18 protein-coding genes are annotated in these 19439 nt (G+C 38.9%); 8 read left to right on the forward strand and 10 right to left on the reverse strand.

Going from position 1 to position 19439, the window contains the following annotated elements; genetic code table 11:
- Positions 1-155 precede the first annotated feature (155 nt).
- From CHU_RS12200 to CHU_RS12215, 4 genes are read right to left on the reverse strand one after another with little or no spacing between them, the layout of a single operon-like run.
- Positions 156-1085: a glycosyltransferase family 2 protein gene (locus CHU_RS12200; RefSeq protein WP_011585874.1), complete on the reverse strand. Its 930-nt coding sequence runs from the start codon at positions 1083-1085 to the stop codon at positions 156-158.
- The gene (locus CHU_RS12205) at positions 1061-2326 is read right to left on the reverse strand and encodes an O-antigen translocase (protein ID WP_011585875.1); all 1266 of its coding nucleotides are present in this window, start codon (positions 2324-2326) and stop codon (positions 1061-1063) included. The genes CHU_RS12200 and CHU_RS12205 overlap by 25 nt, the downstream gene beginning before the upstream one ends.
- Before the next feature lie 60 nt (positions 2327-2386).
- Positions 2387-3289, reverse strand: a complete 903-nt coding sequence (locus CHU_RS12210; RefSeq protein WP_011585876.1) for a GNAT family N-acetyltransferase — start codon at positions 3287-3289, stop codon at positions 2387-2389.
- A 3-nt stretch (positions 3290-3292) separates the two neighbouring features.
- Entirely contained in the window at positions 3293-3697 is a 405-nt protein-coding gene (locus CHU_RS12215; protein ID WP_011585877.1) for a sugar 3,4-ketoisomerase, read from the reverse strand.
- A 255-nt stretch (positions 3698-3952) separates the two neighbouring features.
- Here CHU_RS12215 and CHU_RS12220 point away from each other — a divergent pair, with 255 nt between their 5' ends.
- The 3 genes from CHU_RS12220 (at position 3953) to CHU_RS12230 (ending at position 6225) form a co-directional block, all read left to right on the forward strand.
- Complete coding sequence (locus tag CHU_RS12220; protein ID WP_238379275.1) at positions 3953-4657, forward strand: hypothetical protein; 705 nt, start codon at positions 3953-3955, stop codon at positions 4655-4657.
- Position 4658: 1 nt separating this feature from the next.
- Entirely contained in the window at positions 4659-5270 is a 612-nt protein-coding gene (locus tag CHU_RS12225; protein ID WP_011585879.1) for a YigZ family protein, read from the forward strand.
- Positions 5271-5352: 82 nt separating this feature from the next.
- Positions 5353-6225, forward strand: coding sequence for a carbon-nitrogen hydrolase (locus tag CHU_RS12230; RefSeq protein ID WP_011585880.1), 873 nt, complete (start codon positions 5353-5355; stop codon positions 6223-6225).
- A gap of 267 nt (positions 6226-6492) precedes the next feature.
- On the opposite strand, the gene CHU_RS12235 is transcribed toward CHU_RS12230, so the two are convergent.
- The 5 genes from CHU_RS12235 to CHU_RS12255 form a co-directional block, all read right to left on the reverse strand.
- Positions 6493-9870 carry an efflux RND transporter permease subunit gene (locus CHU_RS12235; RefSeq protein ID WP_041932373.1) on the reverse strand — a complete coding sequence of 1126 codons (3378 nt, stop codon included), beginning with the start codon at positions 9868-9870 and terminating at the stop codon, positions 6493-6495.
- 63 nt (positions 9871-9933) lie between these two features.
- Entirely contained in the window at positions 9934-11049 is a 1116-nt protein-coding gene (locus CHU_RS12240; protein ID WP_011585882.1) for an efflux RND transporter periplasmic adaptor subunit, read from the reverse strand.
- Between the two features lie 38 nt (positions 11050-11087).
- Positions 11088-12479, reverse strand: coding sequence for a TolC family protein (locus CHU_RS12245; protein ID WP_011585883.1), 1392 nt, complete (start codon positions 12477-12479; stop codon positions 11088-11090).
- A gap of 36 nt (positions 12480-12515) precedes the next feature.
- Positions 12516-13121 (reverse strand): TetR/AcrR family transcriptional regulator, encoded by a 606-nt coding sequence (locus CHU_RS12250; RefSeq protein ID WP_041932740.1) that lies wholly within the window; start codon positions 13119-13121, stop codon positions 12516-12518.
- Positions 13122-13325: 204 nt separating this feature from the next.
- Positions 13326-15161, reverse strand: coding sequence for a gliding motility-associated C-terminal domain-containing protein (locus CHU_RS12255; protein WP_041932374.1), 1836 nt, complete (start codon positions 15159-15161; stop codon positions 13326-13328).
- Positions 15162-15362: 201 nt separating this feature from the next.
- Between CHU_RS12255 and rlmD the strand changes: the two genes are divergently transcribed.
- From rlmD to CHU_RS12270, 3 genes are all read left to right on the forward strand, one after another.
- Entirely contained in the window at positions 15363-16802 is a 1440-nt protein-coding gene (gene rlmD, locus CHU_RS12260; RefSeq protein ID WP_011585886.1) for a 23S rRNA (uracil(1939)-C(5))-methyltransferase RlmD, read from the forward strand.
- Positions 16803-16863: 61 nt separating this feature from the next.
- Positions 16864-17073 (forward strand): hypothetical protein, encoded by a 210-nt coding sequence (locus CHU_RS12265; protein WP_011585887.1) that lies wholly within the window; start codon positions 16864-16866, stop codon positions 17071-17073.
- Positions 17074-17111: 38 nt separating this feature from the next.
- Positions 17112-17489, forward strand: coding sequence for a hypothetical protein (locus CHU_RS12270; protein ID WP_011585888.1), 378 nt, complete (start codon positions 17112-17114; stop codon positions 17487-17489).
- Between the two features lie 49 nt (positions 17490-17538).
- Here the strand turns inward: CHU_RS12270 and thiL are convergent, their stop codons facing one another.
- Positions 17539-18579 (reverse strand): thiamine-phosphate kinase, encoded by a 1041-nt coding sequence (gene thiL, locus CHU_RS12275; RefSeq protein ID WP_011585889.1) that lies wholly within the window; start codon positions 18577-18579, stop codon positions 17539-17541.
- A 228-nt stretch (positions 18580-18807) separates the two neighbouring features.
- Between thiL and CHU_RS19805 the strand changes: the two genes are divergently transcribed.
- Both CHU_RS19805 and CHU_RS12280 read left to right on the forward strand, forming a co-directional pair.
- The gene (locus CHU_RS19805; protein ID WP_256235589.1) at positions 18808-18939 is read left to right on the forward strand and encodes a hypothetical protein; all 132 of its coding nucleotides are present in this window, start codon (positions 18808-18810) and stop codon (positions 18937-18939) included.
- A 117-nt stretch (positions 18940-19056) separates the two neighbouring features.
- Positions 19057-19383 carry a HesB/IscA family protein gene (locus tag CHU_RS12280; protein ID WP_011585890.1) on the forward strand — a complete coding sequence of 109 codons (327 nt, stop codon included), beginning with the start codon at positions 19057-19059 and terminating at the stop codon, positions 19381-19383.
- Positions 19384-19439 lie beyond the last annotated feature (56 nt).

The following is a 19439-nucleotide window of genomic DNA, read 5'->3' on the forward strand; positions in this document are numbered from 1 at the left end:
TATCTATATAACCTGGCATTCAAACATCTTGTATGCTTTAACCAACATTAACCGCTAGCTAAAGCAAAACGGCAATGAAGCAAGGCAGATCTTTTAATAAGATACGACGCGTTTCATTGCCGTATCATTTATTGAGACGAAAGCATATAATATTTTTAGATGTATTTTTTAACTGACAGCAACACCCATGCCACAGGAGCATACAAATAATAGTACGGATCAACTTCTTTCAGTACCGTTAAATATTCTTTAACAATCTTTCCATAGCCATAGTTAAGCGCCTGTCTGGTCTCATAGCGGCAACGTACTACAAGAGCTTTCTTTTCTGATTCGGTAGAACATAGCCACCATGCCTTTTTACAAACCACCAGCGTAGAAGCAAACATGCGTTCCTGGTTTTTTTTATAAAACAAACCGGATAACGAATCCGGCGTAAGGCGTTTGGCAGATAAGATTTCCGGCAAATACACATAGTTAAAAAGTCTGGACGAACGGATCCAGAAATCAAAGTCTTCATAGGCTAACTGTTCATCGTATCCATTCAGTTTATCGAAAACAGTTCTGCGAGCCAGCATGCTCACCGGATTGATGTAATACCTGCTCAATACAGCTTCAAACACCTCACCTTCCGGAATGGCTGTTCTATGCAAAGGATGATAATACGCCGGATAATGCGTTTGAAGCAGATTGCCTTTTTTATCCATAATATCAACATTGGTAAACACCACGCCAACGTTATCAGCTGCCGCTTCTAATACGTTAACTTGTTTTTTGATTCGATCCGGATACAATATGTCGTCTAAAGCAAAATCAACAATATATTTCCCCTTCGCTATTTTCAAAGCGCTGTTGAACGAAATACAATTACCCTGATTGATATGGTTTTGAATGAAAACAATATTCTTTCCCTGAATCAATTCCTGAATAATAGCAGCACTTCCATCGGTGCTTGCATCATCTACCAGAATAATTTCTATGTTGGAATACGACTGATTAAATAGAGAGATTAAAGCAGCTTTTATATAAGGAGCGTGATTGTAACTTAAACCAATGATGGTGACTAGCGGCTCTCTTTCAGCATCCATACACGTTTATAATAAAAAAGCATCAGTATTGAATAGACGATGTAACGGATCAGGTTTGCCACCGCCATTACTTCCCAGCTAAAATAATCCGTTCCTAAAATAAAGACAAGAATAAATACGACACCGGAAATAATTTCAAATAAAATAAAACGACGCGTATCGGAAGAAGCCATCAGCAAATAGCCGCCTACCCACGACAAACAACGCAGCCAATCGCCGATCAGGATCAATAAGAAGTATTTATCTGCCTGTATGAATTCTTCTGAAAATAAAATCTGAAATAATAATCCTTTCAGTATAAACATCGCTGCTACACCAATCAATGTAACAGGAGCATACAGCAGCATAAACTTTTTCACATAATTATGTAAGGCTGATTTATCTTTAATGCACTCTGATGCATACGGATAAAAGATGGTTGATAGAAATGCACCACATAAAAATACAAACGCTTGTGAGATCTTCACCGCCGATTGCCACAAGCCGGTTTCATACGGACCGATTAAATCAAAGGCAATTTCACGAACAATATAATCCAGCAACTTGCCGGAAATGAGCGATACAGCCCCCATGATGATAAGCGGCATAAAATAATCCTTACCATCAAACAGATCTTTTACATCGTTCCAGGAGTAATGAAACTTTCTGTAAACGGTAAGGCACATGTATATGAACACCGGAAAGTTCGATAACGTAACGGCTAAAATAATCCAGTATAAAGAATGTGAAACATTAAAGTATACACAACAGAACATACCAATCACCGATGTAATGCCCAATAAAAAAGTATAAACGGCATAGCGTTTCAGCTTATGGCGTGCTACCATCCACGAAGATGCCAGTAAATTCAATACAAAAAGAAAAAAAGAAACACCGATCAGCAAAGAAGCTTTCCAGTCAACGAATAATTCTTCCAGCGGCGATTCGGCCCAATACATGTATACAAGCAGACACACCCATTGCATTAAAAATATAATAACGTTCCATACAACCGTATGAACAATAATTTTTCCTGTATATTTTTTACTGTCCTCTTCCTGCGTCAGCTGATTGATGAACGCTTTATGAATTCCTTCCTGCGGAATGTGCATGAAGAAGGCAACTAAATTCTGATAGTGTGTTAATAAGGATAAACCGATCGGACCAAAATAAACAGATACGATTTTATTGTAGACAAACCCAAAGGCTACGTTTAAAAAGATACTGATTAAAGAAAAAAAGCTGTTCCGGATTTGATTCATACGCAGCAAAGGTACGGATTCAAATCAAAATTATATAATCCGCCTGCAGGCTTGTTTCGCTTAACATAAAAGCCCATAGGTATTTTTCTGAGAATCAATCCCCCCGACATTGCGTTTAAAAAAATGGAGGCCTTCGTTTAACACGCCTTCAATGGAAGAAACACCCAGATCAATGATTTTAATACCTTCGGCACAGGCCCGGTCGTATAGGGCCTCAATCAACATAATAGACGGACTAAACACATCATAATCCGGGTCTGAAGCCGCCAGAAAATAATATACAATATCTTTTGTAACCTGTACCCACACAGCATTGGCAATAAGTTTACCGTCTAAAAATACCCCTACATACCGATAAGCATCGGGAAGTTTTGTACTGAGTAAATCGTATTGTTCTTTTGAAATCGTAACAGGGTAATTTTTATACTTTCGTGATTTCAGGTACAGCGCATACCAGATATCTGATTCTATGGCATTAAAAAATACTGCCTGCGCGCCTTTCTGTTTTAGTATCCGCAGCGATCTGCGTTTCTGGTAATCAATGCTGCCTATAAATGATTTAGCTGCATCAACAGGTAAATACTGATTAACATCTGTATGCAAAAGTTTAAATCCATTGCTGCGTAAGGCTGCATCAATATCTGCAGCTACTGCTGTGTGGTAAAAAACCGGTGCTTGTTTTATGAATATTTCTCCGTCGCCACGTTTGCGGTAAGTTTCTACAAGTTCTTTTACCAATGTATCCAGCGCGTTTGTATCCGAACATTCAATACCGGCAAAGGGTGCGCGCAAGCCGCTTATATACATTTTGGGCAATGCTTCAATCATGTTAATGAAACACATCGGCGAGGATGCCTTATCTGCAAACGTTAAAGCCGTTAAACTATTTGCCTGTAAATATCTATTCTGGTTGAATAAAAAATGTGCTGTTTCCGTATCCAGCCGATTCGATTCGATGATCATATGTTACTTTTTATAAGCAGCAAAATCATTATAACTGCGGATATAATCTGTTTCTTCAAAATCATGTGACGCCAGGCATAACAATACCGCACCTTTTGACAGACGAATTCTGCGCCAGTGCATTACCGGAACAAACAGCCCCATCGACGGCGCATGGAGTTGAAATAGTTCTTTTTCACCCCGTATATTTTCCAGTTCAACGTCAACAGCACCGGCGGCGGCTATTAAGATCTGCCGGCATGCCTTGTGTGCATGGTTGCCGCGTTCTATGTATTCAGGGGTATGATATACCCAATACACCCGTTTGATCTCAAAAGGCACATGACGGTTACTTTGCGCAACCGAAATATATCCTACTTCTTCGTCACCGATTCCCGTAAAATGTATCCAATGAGGTTTTTCCAACATAGAAATTCTTTAACTTTGGTAAATATAGTGATTTACACGAATTGTCGTAAATACGCTGCAATCGTTTACCTGTAAGCAATGACCTATCTCTTTTTAACCATCCTTTGTACGTCTGCTCTGTTCATTTTATTTCGGTTATACAGTAATCTGAAAATTGATATATTTCAAAGTATTGTATGGAACTATGTAACATGCTCTGTTACCGGCGTGATACATCAGTACAATAGCCTTACGGAAACGCATTACATAAAACACATGGATACGGTAGTTGCTGCAAGCCTGCTTGGCAGTTGTTTTCTTCCTTCCTTTTTTCTGATCGGCACATCTACTCATCGGGCAGGTTTAACACCTACTACAATGGCGAATAAACTATCCATGGTCATTCCCGCATGCTTTGCACTTATTACCGGCATGGCTGTATTCAGCTGGATGCAGGTAATAGCTTTTCTGCTGGGCATTGTTGCGGTGTATCTGGTAACACAAAAAAATGCCGGATCAATTTCAACCAATGTGACAGCATCAAACCGTTACCTGCCCTGGCTTGTATTTATATCAGCAGGTTTATTAGATCTGGCGATCCTGTATGTTAACGGGCATATCGCACATCCGGAAAGTATAGGATTGTTTTCACTGCATACCTTTACAGCTGCCGCAAGCTGGGGTACGCTCACCTTACTTATTCTGTTACTATTCAAAAAATCTTCGTTTCAATCCAAAGCCATACTCAGCGGTATTGCATTAGGTATACCCAATTATTTTTCGGTGTATTATTTATTAAAAACACTGAACTATTTTCAGCACGATGGATCCTTTGTTTTCCCAATGCTTAACCTTTCCATCATTTTATTTACAGCACTTATTTCCTATCTCTTCTTTAAAGAAAAATTTACGGCAAAGCTTATCCTTGGTTTGGCACTTGCTTCAACATCCATTCTCTTATTATATCTGATCAAAGCTTAATATGAAGGATGATTTTTATTTTACCATTGCAGCATCTACAACTGCTGAATACAAAGAGAAAGGCAGCAAATTTCTGACCTTCTCGTATGCGGTTTCTACTGAGCAGGAAATAAAAGAAATCCTTCAGGAAACACGAAAAAAATATTACGATGCGCGCCATGTTTGCTACGGCTACATCATCGGTACAGAAGACCGGGTCATGAAATGCCAGGACGACGGAGAGCCAGCACATACTGCAGGCACGCCGATTTTAAACCAGATCCGGTCTAAAAATTTAACACAGACGCTGGTAGTAGTTGTGCGTTATTTTGGTGGAACTAAATTAGGAGTAAGCGGGTTGATTGAGGCATACAAAGAATCAGCCAAAGCATGCCTGAACAAAGCAACCATCCTTGAAAAATACCTTTCAGACACCCTGCACATTACCTTTGAAGCTGCTCTTCAAGGCGAAGTAATGCGGATGGTAAAAGAATTCAATGGACAGATCATCTCCCTGGATTATCAAAACAAGGTTATACTGCAGGTAGAAATCCGTAAAAGCATCACTCCTAAGTTCTTACAAAATCCTATTCTTGGAGTTACCGTGGAAATAGAGTGCAACAAGGAAGAATAAGGAATGGTTAAACTCTTGCTGTTCCTTTTATTTCCCTTTAAATACTGTTAATTTTAAATTCAGAAACTAATCTTATAAAAAATTGAATAAGAAAGTAAACGTTGGTTTGGTTCAATTGTCCTGCAGCAGCAATGTTAAAGACAATTTTGAAAAGAATGTACAAGGCATCCGTGAAGCAGCCGCGAAAGGTGCGCAGATCATTTGCCTGCAGGAATTGTTCGGTTCACTCTACTTTTGTGATGTAGAAGATTACGACAATTTCAAATTAGCAGAATCAATTCCCGGTCCGGCTACGGATGCGTTTCAGGCGCTGGCGAAAGAACTGGGTGTAGTGATCATCGCTTCACTGTTTGAAAAACGTGCAGAAGGTCTGTATCATAATACAACAGCAGTGATCGATGCGGACGGCAGTTATTTGGGTAAGTACCGCAAGATGCACATTCCGGATGATCCGGGTTATTATGAAAAATTCTATTTCACACCTGGTGATCTTGGATATAAAGTTTTCAAAACAAAGTTTGCTACCGTAGGTGTGTTGATCTGCTGGGACCAGTGGTATCCGGAAGCTGCACGTATTACGTCTTTAATGGGTGCAGACATCCTCTTCTACCCGACCGCTATCGGCTGGGCAGACCACCAGACAGAAGAAGTCAATACCGATCAGTACAATGCATGGCAAACGATTCAGCGTTCGCACTCGGTTGCTAACGGCACACCTGTTGTATCCGTTAACAGAACCGGAGTTGAAGCCGGCATGCAGTTTTGGGGCGGCTCCTTTGTATCCAATGCGCAGGGCCGCGTACTATACCAGGCACCGCATTTAACAGAAGAGATCCATGTACAGGAAATTGATATGTCTCAAACCGATTATTACCGTACTCACTGGCCTTTCCTGCGTGACAGACGCATTGATTCGTATGCGCCGATACAGAAAAGGTTTATTGATGGCGAGTAAGCTTAAAGCGGAATGTTCAAGGCCTAACGCTAAAAGCTCAATGGTTAAGAGCAGCGTTTAACCGTAAAGTTTCTTTCTAATAAATATGATAAGTAAAAAGGTCGTCCCGCTATTTGCAGGACGACCTTTTTTAATTTTAAGCTTTTCGCGTTAAGCCTTGAGCTAAAAGTTCTTTGTAACAAATACTTTATAAAACAAAAAGCCGCCCCGCTGATGAGCGGGACGACCTTTTTTAGCTTTAAGCCTTTAGCTTCAGGCGTTCCGCCTTTACGACAGTTTCTCCACCTTAACGCCAAACCAGCCTTTAATTTTTCTGCTGGCTTTGTAGTTGATATAGTACATGATCGGTACTAAGATCAATGTTAAGAACGTAGCAAAAGCTAACCCGTGAATCATTGTCCATGCCAGAGGGCCCCAGAATGCAACGCTGTCGCCACCAAAGAAAATATGCGGATTACCTTCTGCGAATAACCGTACGAAGTCGATATTCAGACCTACAGCTAATGGAATCAAACCAAGAATGGTTGCCGTAGCCGTAAGCAATACCGGCGTCATACGCACTTTACCTGCGTGAACGATCGCGTATTTCAGGTCGTGGCCTTCTTCCATGATAATATCGGTGAACTCAACCAGGATAATACCGTTACGAACTACAATACCTGCGAGTGCAATGATACCAACACCAGTCATTACAACCGAAATAGACATTCCGAAAATAGCTACCCCCAGCAATACCCCAATAACACTGAATCCGATTTCAGAAATAATCAGCAACGGTTTACTGATCGAGTTGAATTGTGTTACAAGAATGAATAAGATCATGATGAATGAAGTCAGCATAGCCATTCCAAGGAATGCCCCTGTTTCAGCCTGTTCTTCCTGTGCACCTGTTAACTGAATCAATACCTCTGTCGGCTTCTTGAAGCCAGGGATCAGTTTTTTGATCTCTGCATTGATTTCATTTGAATTGGCACCGGATAATACGTTAGATGATAACGTTACGATACGACGCTGATTTTTACGTTTGATACCGCCATATGAATTGTCAAAACGCGCTTTCGCAATAGATGATAAAGGAATCTGGCGGATCGCGCCACCCATGTTCATATCACGGAACGTAATTTTTGAATTCATCAGATCATCGATGTTTGTCCGCTGACCGAATGTGTATCTCAATTCAATATCATATTCATCATCCTTATCACGGAATTTAGAAACATCTTTTCCAAACACTGCATAGCGTAATTCCATACCGATCTGGGCTACAGAAACACCTTCTGCATTAGCTTTCTCTTTATCAATGTCAATTACAATTTCCGGTTTGTTTTTAACAACATCCGATTTCAGATCTTCAATTCCCTGGATACCTGAATTATCAATCGTTCTTTTTAACTTTTCAGAAACTTCAATCAATTCATCGTAATCATCACCAATAATTTCAATGTTGATCTCCTTACCCGTTGGCGGACCGCCTTGTTCCTGATCAACGATGATCTGTGTTCCGGGAATACCTTTCACAGCCTCACGGATCTTGCCCAAATAAGGTACTGTTGATTCACCTTTACGGTGTGCAAACTCAACAAAAGCAACCGTTACTTTTGCTTTGTGCGGAGCCGTACTTAAATCCATCTCATTTGCATCACCCGCGCCGATCGCAACGTTCGTAATGACTGAAGATACAATAGGGTTCTCGTGGCCAATGACTTTAAAAATGCGGTTTTCAACTACCTGAGAGATCGAATCTGTATAAGACTGATCCGTACCAATCGGTAAATTGATGTATGCGTAAATAAAATTCGGATCACTTGACGGGAAGAAAACCACTTTAGGTTTAACAATACCTGTTAAGATAATTGAAAAGATAAACATGAAAACAATACCACCTAACAATAGGAAAGGTCTTGCACCAACCAGACACCACTCAAGCACTTTTTCATATTTATTTTGTACACCCGGCCAGATATCGTCCTGGAAATGCTGGATCACATCTATGAGTACAAATTTATTTAATGAATACAGAAGCGCAAGAACAACCACAAAATTACCAAAACCGAATGAACCTGCTGCATAACCTAATAAAGCGATAACAGCAAATACAATCATCGTAATGATATAACCACGTGTAATTTTTTTATGGCTTTCATCATGCGCGTGCGGCTTCATGAAATCAACCGCAAATACCGGGTTGATAATATATGCAACCAATAACGATGCAAGCAAGGTTACAATCAATGTAACAGGCAGGAAGTACATGAACTTACCAATGATCCCTTTCCAGAATAACAACGGAACGAATGGAGCCAATGTAGTCATCGTACCGGAGAATACCGGCATGAATACCTCGCCTGCCGCTTGTTTCGCAGCCTGCTTGATCGGAACTTTTCCGTTTTCATAGATACGGTGCGTATTCTCTATAACCACAATCGCATCATCCACCACAATACCGAGTGCGAGCAGGAAGGCAAAGAGTACGATCATATTCAGCGTGATGCCCATCGTAGGCAGAACAATGAATGCGATCGCCATGGATAATGGTACAGACAAACCAACAAAGATGGCGTTGGTTGTACCCATGAAGAACATTAAGATGATAACTACAAGGATAAACCCAATGATGATCGTATTGATCAGATCATGCAGGGTTGTACGTGTTGCATCCGACTGGTCACCGGTGATCGTTATTTTTAAACCATCCGGTAATTTTGTCTTTTGCTGGTTTGCAATCAATTCCTGAATTTTATCAGAAGCATCGATCAGGTTCATCCCGCCGCGTTTAATTACGTTCAGGGTAATTACGTTCTTACCATTCAAACGGGCAAAGCTTTCTGCTTCTTTGTACGTGTCTTTTACACCACCATTCTCAAGAATGTCTTTCAGATATGTTTTAGCGCCTGACTGTGATAAGATCAAGAGGTTATTGATCTGATCCATCTCATCAAATTCACCTGTAACAGTAATGTTTCGTTTGATACCATCCATTTTAATGGTACCGCCGGAGATCGTTAAGTTCTGGCTTTGTACAGCGCGCTCAATATCCGAAAATGTAATATTCGCCGCTTCCATTTTGTATTTATCCACGTTGATCTGAATCTCACGCTCCGGTGCTCCGATGATGTCTACACGACGGATCTCTCTCATCGATTCGATCTGATCCTGCATATCATCCGCATACTTTTTAAGTTTGCTTAATTCATAATCACCCGAAAGGTTGATACCCATGATCGGAACCTGAGAAACGTCTACTTCAATTACCTGCGGATCATCCGGTAAGTCTGTCGGTAAATCATTCTTCGCCTGATCTACCGCATCTTTAACTTTCTGTTTCGCAATATTTACATCCACATCTGTATTGAATTCTACCAATACACTTGAATAATCCTGGATGGAATTACTGGTGATTTTTTTAACACCGGAAATACCCTTTACCTGTTTTTCAATGTGCTTGGTAACCAACTTCTCCATATCACTTGGCGAAGTACCGGGATATATGGTAGCAACATACATCTGAGGAAATACGATCTCAGGGAATTGCTCTTTGGGCATATTGAAATAAGACATCAAACCAAAAATCGAAAGGATGATGGTGAGTACATAAATACTTGTCTTATTATCAATGGACCAGCTACTGACTTTAAACTCTTTCATATGTGTAAGATTATTATTTGTGTGCAAAATGACTGCACATATATATCTATTGAGTTATACTGATTATTCAAATTTAATTGGCTGGCCTTCTACTAAGTCCTGATACCCGATCGTGATCAATTTTTCACCTTCTTTCAAACCGTCTAATACCTCTACAGAGTTATCATAATACTGTCCAAGTGTTATGAAACGCTTTGCAGAAATATTTCCGTCAACAACATATACATAATTTTTGTCGTTGTTGCGCTGTACAAGATTTACAGGAATTACAATCACAGCTGGATTTGAATAATCTTTGATCTTGATATAGGAAATCATATTTGCTTTCAGCAGATTTTTATCCTGTTTCAGATCAAGATCAACCTGGAACGTTCTGTTTGTCGGATCAATCACATCACCAACTACTTTCACACGTGTTTTGATTTCCTTATTGATGTCCGGGAACGTAACAATCGCTTCCTGATTTACTTTCACTTTACTTACATAAGATTCAGAAACAGCAGCAACTAATTTAAGATCACCTGTATTTACCAATCTGAATGCAGGCATGCCGGGCGCTAACATTTGTCCTTCTTTCGTATACACCTCGTCAATTACACCTGAGAACGGTGCGCGAATGGATGTTTTTGAATATTGTTCCTGTAACGTAGCTTTTCTGCTTTCTGCTGCTTCTTTCTGATTCTTCGCATTTAAATACTGAACTTCCGTTCCGATCTGCTGATCCCACAACCGTTTTTGTTTATCATATAACTGATTCAGGAGTTCAAGTTGTTTGTCTACTTCCTGAATACCTTTCATTAATTGATCGCCATCTGTTTTAGCAAGCAATGCACCCTTTTGTACCTGCTGTCCTTTTACAACATAAACCTGGTCTACAGAACCACCTACAGAAGAACTGATCTCAACATTTTTATCTGAATCAATTTTACCCTGAATCTGAAGATAATGTGTGAATGGTTTTTTCTTCACCTGTTCAAAACCTACAACAATATATTTTGTTGCCGCTCCTGCCGATGTATCCGTTTTTTTAATTTCTTCTTCTAGTGTTTTTATCTTTTCAGCTAACGTAGTCTGTTCTGATTTCAATTTTTCCAACTCAGCTTTTTTATCCGGTGCACCGCATGAAATGGCTACTGCCAGCAAGCTTAAACTTAAATATGTATATGTTCTGTTTTTCATAACGAATGTTTTTTTAAGAGTAAAATATTCTAAAAGAATTATTCTGTAAATAATGATCCTGTTGCTTTTTGATAATCAATTAATGAAACGAGTGCATTGTATACCGCATCGTAATAATTTGTCTGTGCGTTTTTAAATGAATTCTCTGCATCAACTACTTCCAGGTTTGATCCAACGCCTTCATCGTATTTGATTTTTGTTTGTTTAATCACCTGCTCAGCTAATTCTAAATTGCGTTTCTGCGATTTGATATTTTCCAGGTTGTTATCCAGTATAATCTTTGTCTGCTGTACCTGAAGATCAATCGCGTCTTCCATAAGTTCCATGTTATTTTCAACCTTCTTTACTTTAAGTTTAGCCCCCTGCTGCTGGTAATAGTGATTACCACCTGTAAAGATCGGCACGGTAAGTTTTGCGCCTACAAACCCATATCCATAATATTTGGTTGAATATAATTTCATATAGTCGTTATTCATGTTTATAATTCCGGCTGTACCAAAAGCAACCAGTTTCGGATAGCTAAGCGCCCGTGTATTTTTATAATTCAATTCTTCCAGCCTTTTCTGCGTTTTCAATAAAGAATATTCGATACGCGTATTGTAATCAAAGGCACCGGTAGAAGGATTGCTTACTGTATTTAAACGTGCCACTAATTCATCCAGTGTACCGCTCAATTTCAATTCCTGATTTACCGGATAGCTCATCTGGTATTTCAACAATGCATAGGTAAGAATCAATTGGTTCTGAACATTCAGACGATCTGTTTTTAAATTGTTTGAAGTTACTTCCAGACGGTTAACATCAAGACCTTCGGCAAAACCGCTTTTATTTACTTCTTTCAATTGTTTTAACGAAGTATCAATACGCGCAATATTAGCATCCAGCAATTTCATACGTTGTTCATTAATTAAAACCAGGTAAAATCCTTTCGTTATTTTATCTGTCGTCTCAATTTTTGTTTGTGTCATGGATTTTGTTGCAAGCTCGTTATATGTTTTTGAAGCTTTTAATCCAACGAGATAAGAACCGTCAAATATAATCTGAGAAGCATTCAGTGTTGCTGTATTTGACGCTTTCAACTGAAACAGATTCGGGATAACACGCGTACCATTCGGATCAACCCCTGGCGGTAAAGGCGCGCCTCCATTGATAAATTGATTAGCCGTTTCATTTGTCATGAACATTGGCTGCAACGCAACATTATACATGCTGCTCCCTTCAAAATTAATCTGAGGCAAACCATAGGCCCGTGTTTCATTCACTTTGTTCTTTGAAATCTGCTGGTCCAGTGAGGCATTTTTAACATCTGCCTGATTTGTAAAGGCATAATTGATGCATTCATCCAGTGTAAAAACGGAGTCCTGCTGTGCCTGCGCACCATGATAAAAAATCATGGCGACGAGTAAAGATAAAATTGATAGCTTCTTCATAGTTCGTATTAGTATATAGTCGTTTGTTCGTGTTCGTTATTCTTCTTCCTGTATCTGTTTGTATTTATTAATAAGCTTATGTCCTTTCAGTGTACAGATCCCGTATAGAAAATGCTCTAACAATTGAATCTGAACATCTGAGAAATATTTGCCTTCTTTAAATATCCGCGGGTTAAACCCCCATTCTACCTGCTCCATCCGCAGGCGGGATAAAATATCAATATTGATCTGTGTTCTGTAATAACCCATCGTTATTCCCCACTTCAAATTTTCTGACATCGAATTAATGATGCATTTTTCTTTAAAGCTCAGATAGTTTTCATAGGCTTTCGGATAATAGCGCTGAATCTCCATTAACAAAAACGGATTCATATTTGAAAACAATCCACGCATATATTCCGATAATTTCAATACCTCATCAATCGGATCCTTCGCTGTTGCATGGATCACATCTACCTGAGATTCCTGACTTTCCATGCTTAGTTTTACCGCTAATGTTACTAATTCATCTTTATCAGAAACATGCTGATAAATCGTTTTTTTAGAAACACCCAGTTTTTTAGCTACTTCATCCATCGTGATAGATTTTACTCCATAAGCCAGGAATAAAGATTCCGCTCCTGAAATAATTCTATTTTTCATTTCATCCATTGGCTTTTCACTTTTACCAATGCAAAACTATGGAAACTTTTTACATATCAATAGTTTCCATAGTTTATTTTATAAAATATCCAAAATGAGGGTATTAGAGTGTTTTTAATATAAAAATATCTGTAAAAAATTAAACTATTCCATTTTTATGGAGTCAAATAAATAAAATAAAACCCTTTACTGAATAAAGGCTTCCTACCGGGTAACTTGGATCCATCCTTTTTTTACTTCATCATTCAGATCAATGGAATAATAGTAGATACCATCACTTTCCTTGGGAAACCATTGAAAAAACCTATCCTGACTATAGTATACACGTGATCCCCAGCGGTTGTATATTTCTATGCCTTTGAAATATTTTGAACAGTTGCCAACGGGAATGTCACGCACCTGGTAAAAATCATTTAACCCGTCTCCGTTTGGTGTTACCAAATTTGTAATCTCCATTCCAGCAAAGGAAACTTCATTTTCGAATACAACAATGCGTTGCTGCACCGTATCTGCGTGTCCATAAATACAGCTGTTATCGTTTATTAAAAAATAAATATCATATATACCCGGGTACAGGTCATTGCAGTTGGGTATCCAGCTAAACGTTGAACGGATCGTAGAAGTACTGTCAAAAACATTTTGAAAATTCATGCTGCGTTGTGCATTCTGTATGGTAAGGGATAATACATCTGCAGGATCTGCATCTGCACCAAACACATCAAACGTAAGCAGTGAATCAACGCGCACCACCTGCGGATTAAGCGATGGAGAAATGAAAACTTCAGGTACTGCATTTTGCGGCACAAGCACTTTTACTATAAAATCGAGCGTATCATATTGTGCCGGGCAGCGTATATCATTAATAATAATATGAAAGTTAAAATCTGTTGTTGCTTTGAGTTGCTCCATCAAACAGGGATTGATGCACAGGTTCGAAACAATGGTATCATCAACCGGATTCAATGTTAATTGATTGATAAAATTCCATTTTCCTGACGGAAAATCACTTGTCGTTCTTACATTGATAAATTCACTCCTGCCGAATTGTGATGCATCAACATCTGTTATGTAAATGGGGATACAGCTTTCACCTTTGACCGGTACTTCAATAACAGCGCCTGTATGAAGTGGGGTGTTTCCAAAATCAATAACAGGTTTATTATTTGGAGCGCATGACTGCACATTAAACTGAAAATCTTTACGTACTTCACTCAGCAATATGTTATTTCTGTATTCGAATACTCTGATGCCAAAAAGAAATGTACCAGACTGCGAAGGATTAAATATCATTTGCCCGGTATGTTTGTCAATACGCATAGGAACCGTTCCCGGAACGGGGCTGTTGCCGCTGTATCCGCTAAGCCATTGTACGTTGCGGCCGTTTGATTCCTGTGGTGAAACTAAACTATATACCAGACTATCTCCTTCTGCATCTGCTGCGCTCATATCAAATGTATTGAGTGCATCCAGACAAAAATATTCGTTATTTAAGCGTTTGAAAAATGGCGTTGTGTTTTTTATTTTCCCTTCGTATTTTGTTGTAAATAAAAATATCTCCTGTTCTTGACTATAACTATTGCTACTGCTACTATACAATTTGGCAATATTTGTAATATCCGAACTTCTGCAGCACTGCACCCACCTTACTTTACATGCATCATAGGAATTAAATTCATTCAGGGTTACAACACTCTGATACACCTGTAAACTTGTTTTAACAATAGTTGAATTGACACAATAATTATTGTTATTGACCAGAAGTGTATTCGATATCAACGCTAGATATTCTGTGCGGATAACTGTAGTATTATTACCATTTGAAAATTCAAGCGTAACTGTTTCAATAGCGTCCGGACCATAAATTTCCTGATAATAACCTCTTTCATTTACATATTTATTTAATATGATCTGGTAACGATTATCTGTTCCTGTCCATCGGATAAAAATATCCCCTCCAACGATGTGTGTAGCGTAGCCATTGAACTGAAAAAACAATGCCGTTACCAGGAAGAATAGTAACCTCAACAACAATTTATCCATACTTTCCCTCAAAAGATACCTGAATATACGCTTTACGCTGATTTTTCCAGAAAGTTCCCGCTATTTCTGCTAACAACCCGTTCCTATCACCCGCTTTATCGTAATAAAAACATGTAAATAACTCGTTATGCCACGCTTCAAATCCTAAAAAGTATCTACCGGATAAATTAGAACAAATATATTCCGTATTTTTGTAGCCTTATGTTAGAAAGAGGTCAAATATTAGAATCTGTAGCGATTGAAGAATTAGGCGCAGAAGGTAAATGTGTAAGCAGATACAACAACATTGTTATTTTTTCGGAAAGAACAGTTCCGGGAGATGTTGTAGATTTAAAAGTAACACATTTTAAAAAGAAGAAATTCGGAGAAGCCAACGTTTATAAAATCATTACACCATCGGAACATCGTGTAGAAGCTAAATGCCAGCACTTTGGATTATGCGGAGGCTGTAAATTACAACACATCGATTACAGTACGCAATTACATTTCAAACAGAAACAGGTAAAAGACAACCTCGAACGGTTGGGTAAAATTGAGATACCGGAGATCATGCCGATTGTAGGTTCAGGCAAAACATATGAATACCGTAACAAGCTTGATTTTACCTTCTCTAACAAACGCTGGCTGCTGGAAGAAGAAATGAGCCTTGAACATGATACTCTGTATGGATTAGGGTTTCACCTTCCGGGAAAATTTGACCGGGTGATTGATATTTCAACATGCCACCTGCAGCCTGAACCCTCTAATTCAATCCGCCTGGAAGTAAAAGCATATGCATTAAAACATGGACTAACCTTTTATAATGTCCGTGCACACGAAGGGTTGATGCGTAATCTGATCATCCGTACCACAAACACACATGAAGTTATGGTATTGGTGCAGTTTGGAGAAGATAACAAACCAGCCATTCAGGGATTACTTTCACATCTGATCACTACATTCCCCCAGATCACTTCGCTGGTATATTTTATCAATACAAAAAAGAATGATACCTATTCCGATCTGGATGTGCATGTCTTCCACGGTCCTGGCTACATACAGGAAGAAATGGAAGGATTGATCTTCCGTGTCGGACCAAAATCTTTTTACCAGACAAACTCTGATCAGGCATACGAATTATATAAAGTAACGCGCGACTTTGCCGGATTAACGGGCAATGAAGTGGTATACGATTTATATACCGGTACAGGAACCATTGCAAATTTTGTTGCAAAAAAAGCGAAACAGGTTATCGGCATTGAATATGTTGCCGATGCAATCGAAGATGCAAAAGTAAATTCGAAGATAAACAACATCGATAACACGTTGTTTTATGCGGGTGACATGAAAGATGTCTTAAATAAAGAATTCATTGCGCAGCATCAGCGCCCGGATGTGATCATTACAGATCCGCCGAGAGCAGGCATGCATGAAGACGTAATCAATACCTTGTTATTTATCGGTGCCCCAAAAATTGTTTATGTAAGCTGTAACCCGGCAACACAGGCGCGCGACTTATCGATGCTTGATTCGGATTATGAAGTAAGCAGGATCCAGCCGGTAGATATGTTTCCGCATACAGCGCATGTGGAAAATGTTGTGCTGCTGACAAAAAGAGCGGTTAAAAAAATTATCCAGAAGCCTGTTAGTGAGCCGGCATAATGATTATGAAATTTGAATTCAAATAGTTAAATTCAGTAACATCAAAAACTGAATAAAAGCTATGGAATTAAACATCAATACAATCAGAGCACTGGCACAAGACAACATGCTGGCAAGTACAATAAAGCTTGAAGATTCTTTTATTGTGAATGAAAATGACAAGACTGAAATTGAAGCATTTTTAAGAAATGCAAAAATCGGATATCAATGTATTACACAATCCGGCGATAATGTACTATTTATCATCCAACCCTACGGAGAACAAGGCTGATATAAACTATACAACACATACATTTCTAATTTAAACGAATGAGTGACCAATCAAACGACCCCGAAATCAATGGTAAATTTTTAGGGACCGTATCTTCAGATTTTATAAAAGTATGTGACACCCTGAAAGAAGCAGCCTATCAATTAAAAGCGCGCGGCATTTCAGAATATCCGATCTTCCCGATCTGCAAAGCCAGCTTACCTTTCGGGCAATTGCTGCTTGGAAAAACAGAAGTAGAGACACAATGGAATTATTACTTTTCTACCGGAGATGAATTCCAGCAACTGGGATTTATTGACAAAGATAAATTTGATGCTTTTCAATCTACCTATAAAGACCCGGAAGAGTTCTGCTGCCTGTTTGTGGTAGATAAAGAGTTTACAAACTTTTTATTTATACCATATCCGGAAGATTAAATTGGCCTAACGCGGAAAGCTAAAAGCATTAGGCTTTCTGCGTTAAGCATTAAGCCTTAAAGTGATTCCAGCCCTGTGCCGTTACGGGTACTAAATGATCTCCCTTGGTATAAATATTAACACCTTCATCTGCTGATTTTATATAACCGATCACAGAAATATCCGGATGGTTTCTGACTTTTTCATAATCCGCCTGCGGAATCGTGAACAGCAATTCATAGTCTTCGCCTCCGTTCAGCATGATTGTTAGCGGGTCCAGTTCAAACTCCCGTGCGGTATCAAAAGTCATCGGATCAATGGGCAATTTATCTTCGTAGATATAGGCGCCTACGTTTGATTCTTTGCAGATATGCAGCAGTTCAGAAGCTAAACCATCCGACACATCAATCATGGCATTTGGTTTTAACCCTAACGTTTTAAAACTTTTAATAACATCAACACGTGCCTCCGGCCGTAACTGGCGCTGTACAATATATTCCTTATCCAGCAATTCAGGCTGCATCTCGGGGTTAGCCAGATATACCTGCTTTTCCCTTTCCAACACCTGAAGCCCCATAAACGCTGCTCCCAGATCGCCTGTTACGCAGATCAGATCATTCACCTGCGCACCGCTTCTGTACGCAACTTCTTCTTCCCTGCCTTCACCCACAACAGTAACAGAAATACCCAAGCCACTTCTGCTGGATGTAGTATCGCCGCCAACCAGATCAATGGAATAAGCATCACAGGCCAGTTTCATACCTGTATATAATTCTTCAATAGCTTCTACAGAAAAACGGTTACTCAAAGCAATTCCCACTACAATATGAGATGCAGTACCATTCATCGCTGCTATGTCAGAAACATTCACCGCTACTGATTTGTAGCCTAAATGTTTTAACGGTGTATAAGCAAGGTCAAAATGCACGCCTTCCATCAATAAATCGGTAGAAATGAACTGAAATACATTTTCATCGGTTCTTATTACAGCTGCATCATCGCCGATAGACTTAATTACTTTATCCGATTTTGCGGGTAAAAACTCCTTTAATCGGTCAATAAGGCCAAATTCGCCAATTTCAGATAATTCTGTACGTTTTGAGCTGTCCATTAATTTGAATTAATTGGTTACTTTTTATAACTTTACTAGTATTAACTCGACTAATAAGCGTTAAATTTATGAAAAAAATAGCACTCTTCCTTATACTTGCTTTTACAGTGGGAACGTTTACTGATTGTGTTAAATCAAGTAAAACATGTCGCCAGAATGTGAAAAAAATCAAGAAAAGAAGAAAAAATGATCCTCACTTCAAAGTATAATTTATAATCCTCCACTCACATGAAAACAAAACAAATCCTTATTGGCTTAACAATACTCCTGTTCTTAGGTGCTAGTTGTGTGCGTGCCAGCAAAAGCTGTAAAAAAGATTACAAAAAAGTAAGAAAAAGCAAGAGTGCCTGGACAAACTAAGGCGCTTATTTTCTTACTTATTTCATCATTCAACGAATTCCTTTGTACATTTACAACGTTAAACAAGAACTCTTTATGCTTTTTTAACGTTACGTATAAAAGTAATTTTGTAAAACCATGATTTCAATAACAGATAAAGCAAAAAATCACGTAGCCGATCTTCGCGCACGTGAAGGATACACAGAAGAGTATAACATTCGTGTTTCTGTTAAGGGCGGCGGTTGTTCTGGCTTGATGTATGATTTGGATTTTGACAATAAAATTGATGAAGCCGATCAGGTTTTTGAAGATAAAGGTGTAAAAATCTTAGTGGACAAAAAAAGCTTACTGTATCTGCTGGGTACAACACTTGACTTTACAGATGGCTTGAATGGCAAAGGATTTCATTTCGTAAATCCAAATGCCAGCAGAACCTGTGGTTGCGGAGAAAGTTTCTCTGTTTAACATCCTTTCTATATCAATAAAAAAGTCATCACGCTTAACGCGTGATGACTTTTTTT

The sequence above is a fragment of the Cytophaga hutchinsonii ATCC 33406 genome (assembly GCF_000014145.1).
In the GTDB taxonomy this organism is placed as follows: domain Bacteria; phylum Bacteroidota; class Bacteroidia; order Cytophagales; family Cytophagaceae; genus Cytophaga; species Cytophaga hutchinsonii.

What these genes read in the sequence shown, in the direction of transcription:
- CHU_RS12280 (WP_011585890.1), top strand. Translation starts at nt 19,057, where the DNA reads ATGATTTCAATAACAGATAAAGCAAAAAATCACGTAGCCGATCTTCGC.
- CHU_RS12270 (WP_011585888.1), top strand. Translation starts at nt 17,112, where the DNA reads ATGAGTGACCAATCAAACGACCCCGAAATCAATGGTAAATTTTTAGGG.
- CHU_RS12255 (WP_041932374.1), bottom strand. Translation starts at nt 15,161, where the DNA reads ATGGATAAATTGTTGTTGAGGTTACTATTCTTCCTGGTAACGGCATTG.
- CHU_RS12245 (WP_011585883.1), bottom strand. Translation starts at nt 12,479, where the DNA reads ATGAAGAAGCTATCAATTTTATCTTTACTCGTCGCCATGATTTTTTAT.
- CHU_RS12210 (WP_011585876.1), bottom strand. Translation starts at nt 3,289, where the DNA reads ATGATCATCGAATCGAATCGGCTGGATACGGAAACAGCACATTTTTTA.
- CHU_RS12200 (WP_011585874.1), bottom strand. Translation starts at nt 1,085, where the DNA reads ATGGATGCTGAAAGAGAGCCGCTAGTCACCATCATTGGTTTAAGTTAC.
- CHU_RS12225 (WP_011585879.1), top strand. Translation starts at nt 4,659, where the DNA reads ATGAAGGATGATTTTTATTTTACCATTGCAGCATCTACAACTGCTGAA.
- CHU_RS12250 (WP_041932740.1), bottom strand. Translation starts at nt 13,121, where the DNA reads ATGAAAAATAGAATTATTTCAGGAGCGGAATCTTTATTCCTGGCTTAT.
- thiL (WP_011585889.1), bottom strand. Translation starts at nt 18,579, where the DNA reads ATGGACAGCTCAAAACGTACAGAATTATCTGAAATTGGCGAATTTGGC.
- CHU_RS12240 (WP_011585882.1), bottom strand. Translation starts at nt 11,049, where the DNA reads ATGAAAAACAGAACATATACATATTTAAGTTTAAGCTTGCTGGCAGTA.
- CHU_RS12235 (WP_041932373.1), bottom strand. Translation starts at nt 9,870, where the DNA reads ATGAAAGAGTTTAAAGTCAGTAGCTGGTCCATTGATAATAAGACAAGT.
- rlmD (WP_011585886.1), top strand. Translation starts at nt 15,363, where the DNA reads ATGTTAGAAAGAGGTCAAATATTAGAATCTGTAGCGATTGAAGAATTA.
- CHU_RS12215 (WP_011585877.1), bottom strand. Translation starts at nt 3,697, where the DNA reads ATGTTGGAAAAACCTCATTGGATACATTTTACGGGAATCGGTGACGAA.
- CHU_RS12265 (WP_011585887.1), top strand. Translation starts at nt 16,864, where the DNA reads ATGGAATTAAACATCAATACAATCAGAGCACTGGCACAAGACAACATG.
- CHU_RS19805 (WP_256235589.1), top strand. Translation starts at nt 18,808, where the DNA reads ATGAAAACAAAACAAATCCTTATTGGCTTAACAATACTCCTGTTCTTA.
- CHU_RS12220 (WP_238379275.1), top strand. Translation starts at nt 3,953, where the DNA reads ATGGATACGGTAGTTGCTGCAAGCCTGCTTGGCAGTTGTTTTCTTCCT.
- CHU_RS12205 (WP_011585875.1), bottom strand. Translation starts at nt 2,326, where the DNA reads ATGAATCAAATCCGGAACAGCTTTTTTTCTTTAATCAGTATCTTTTTA.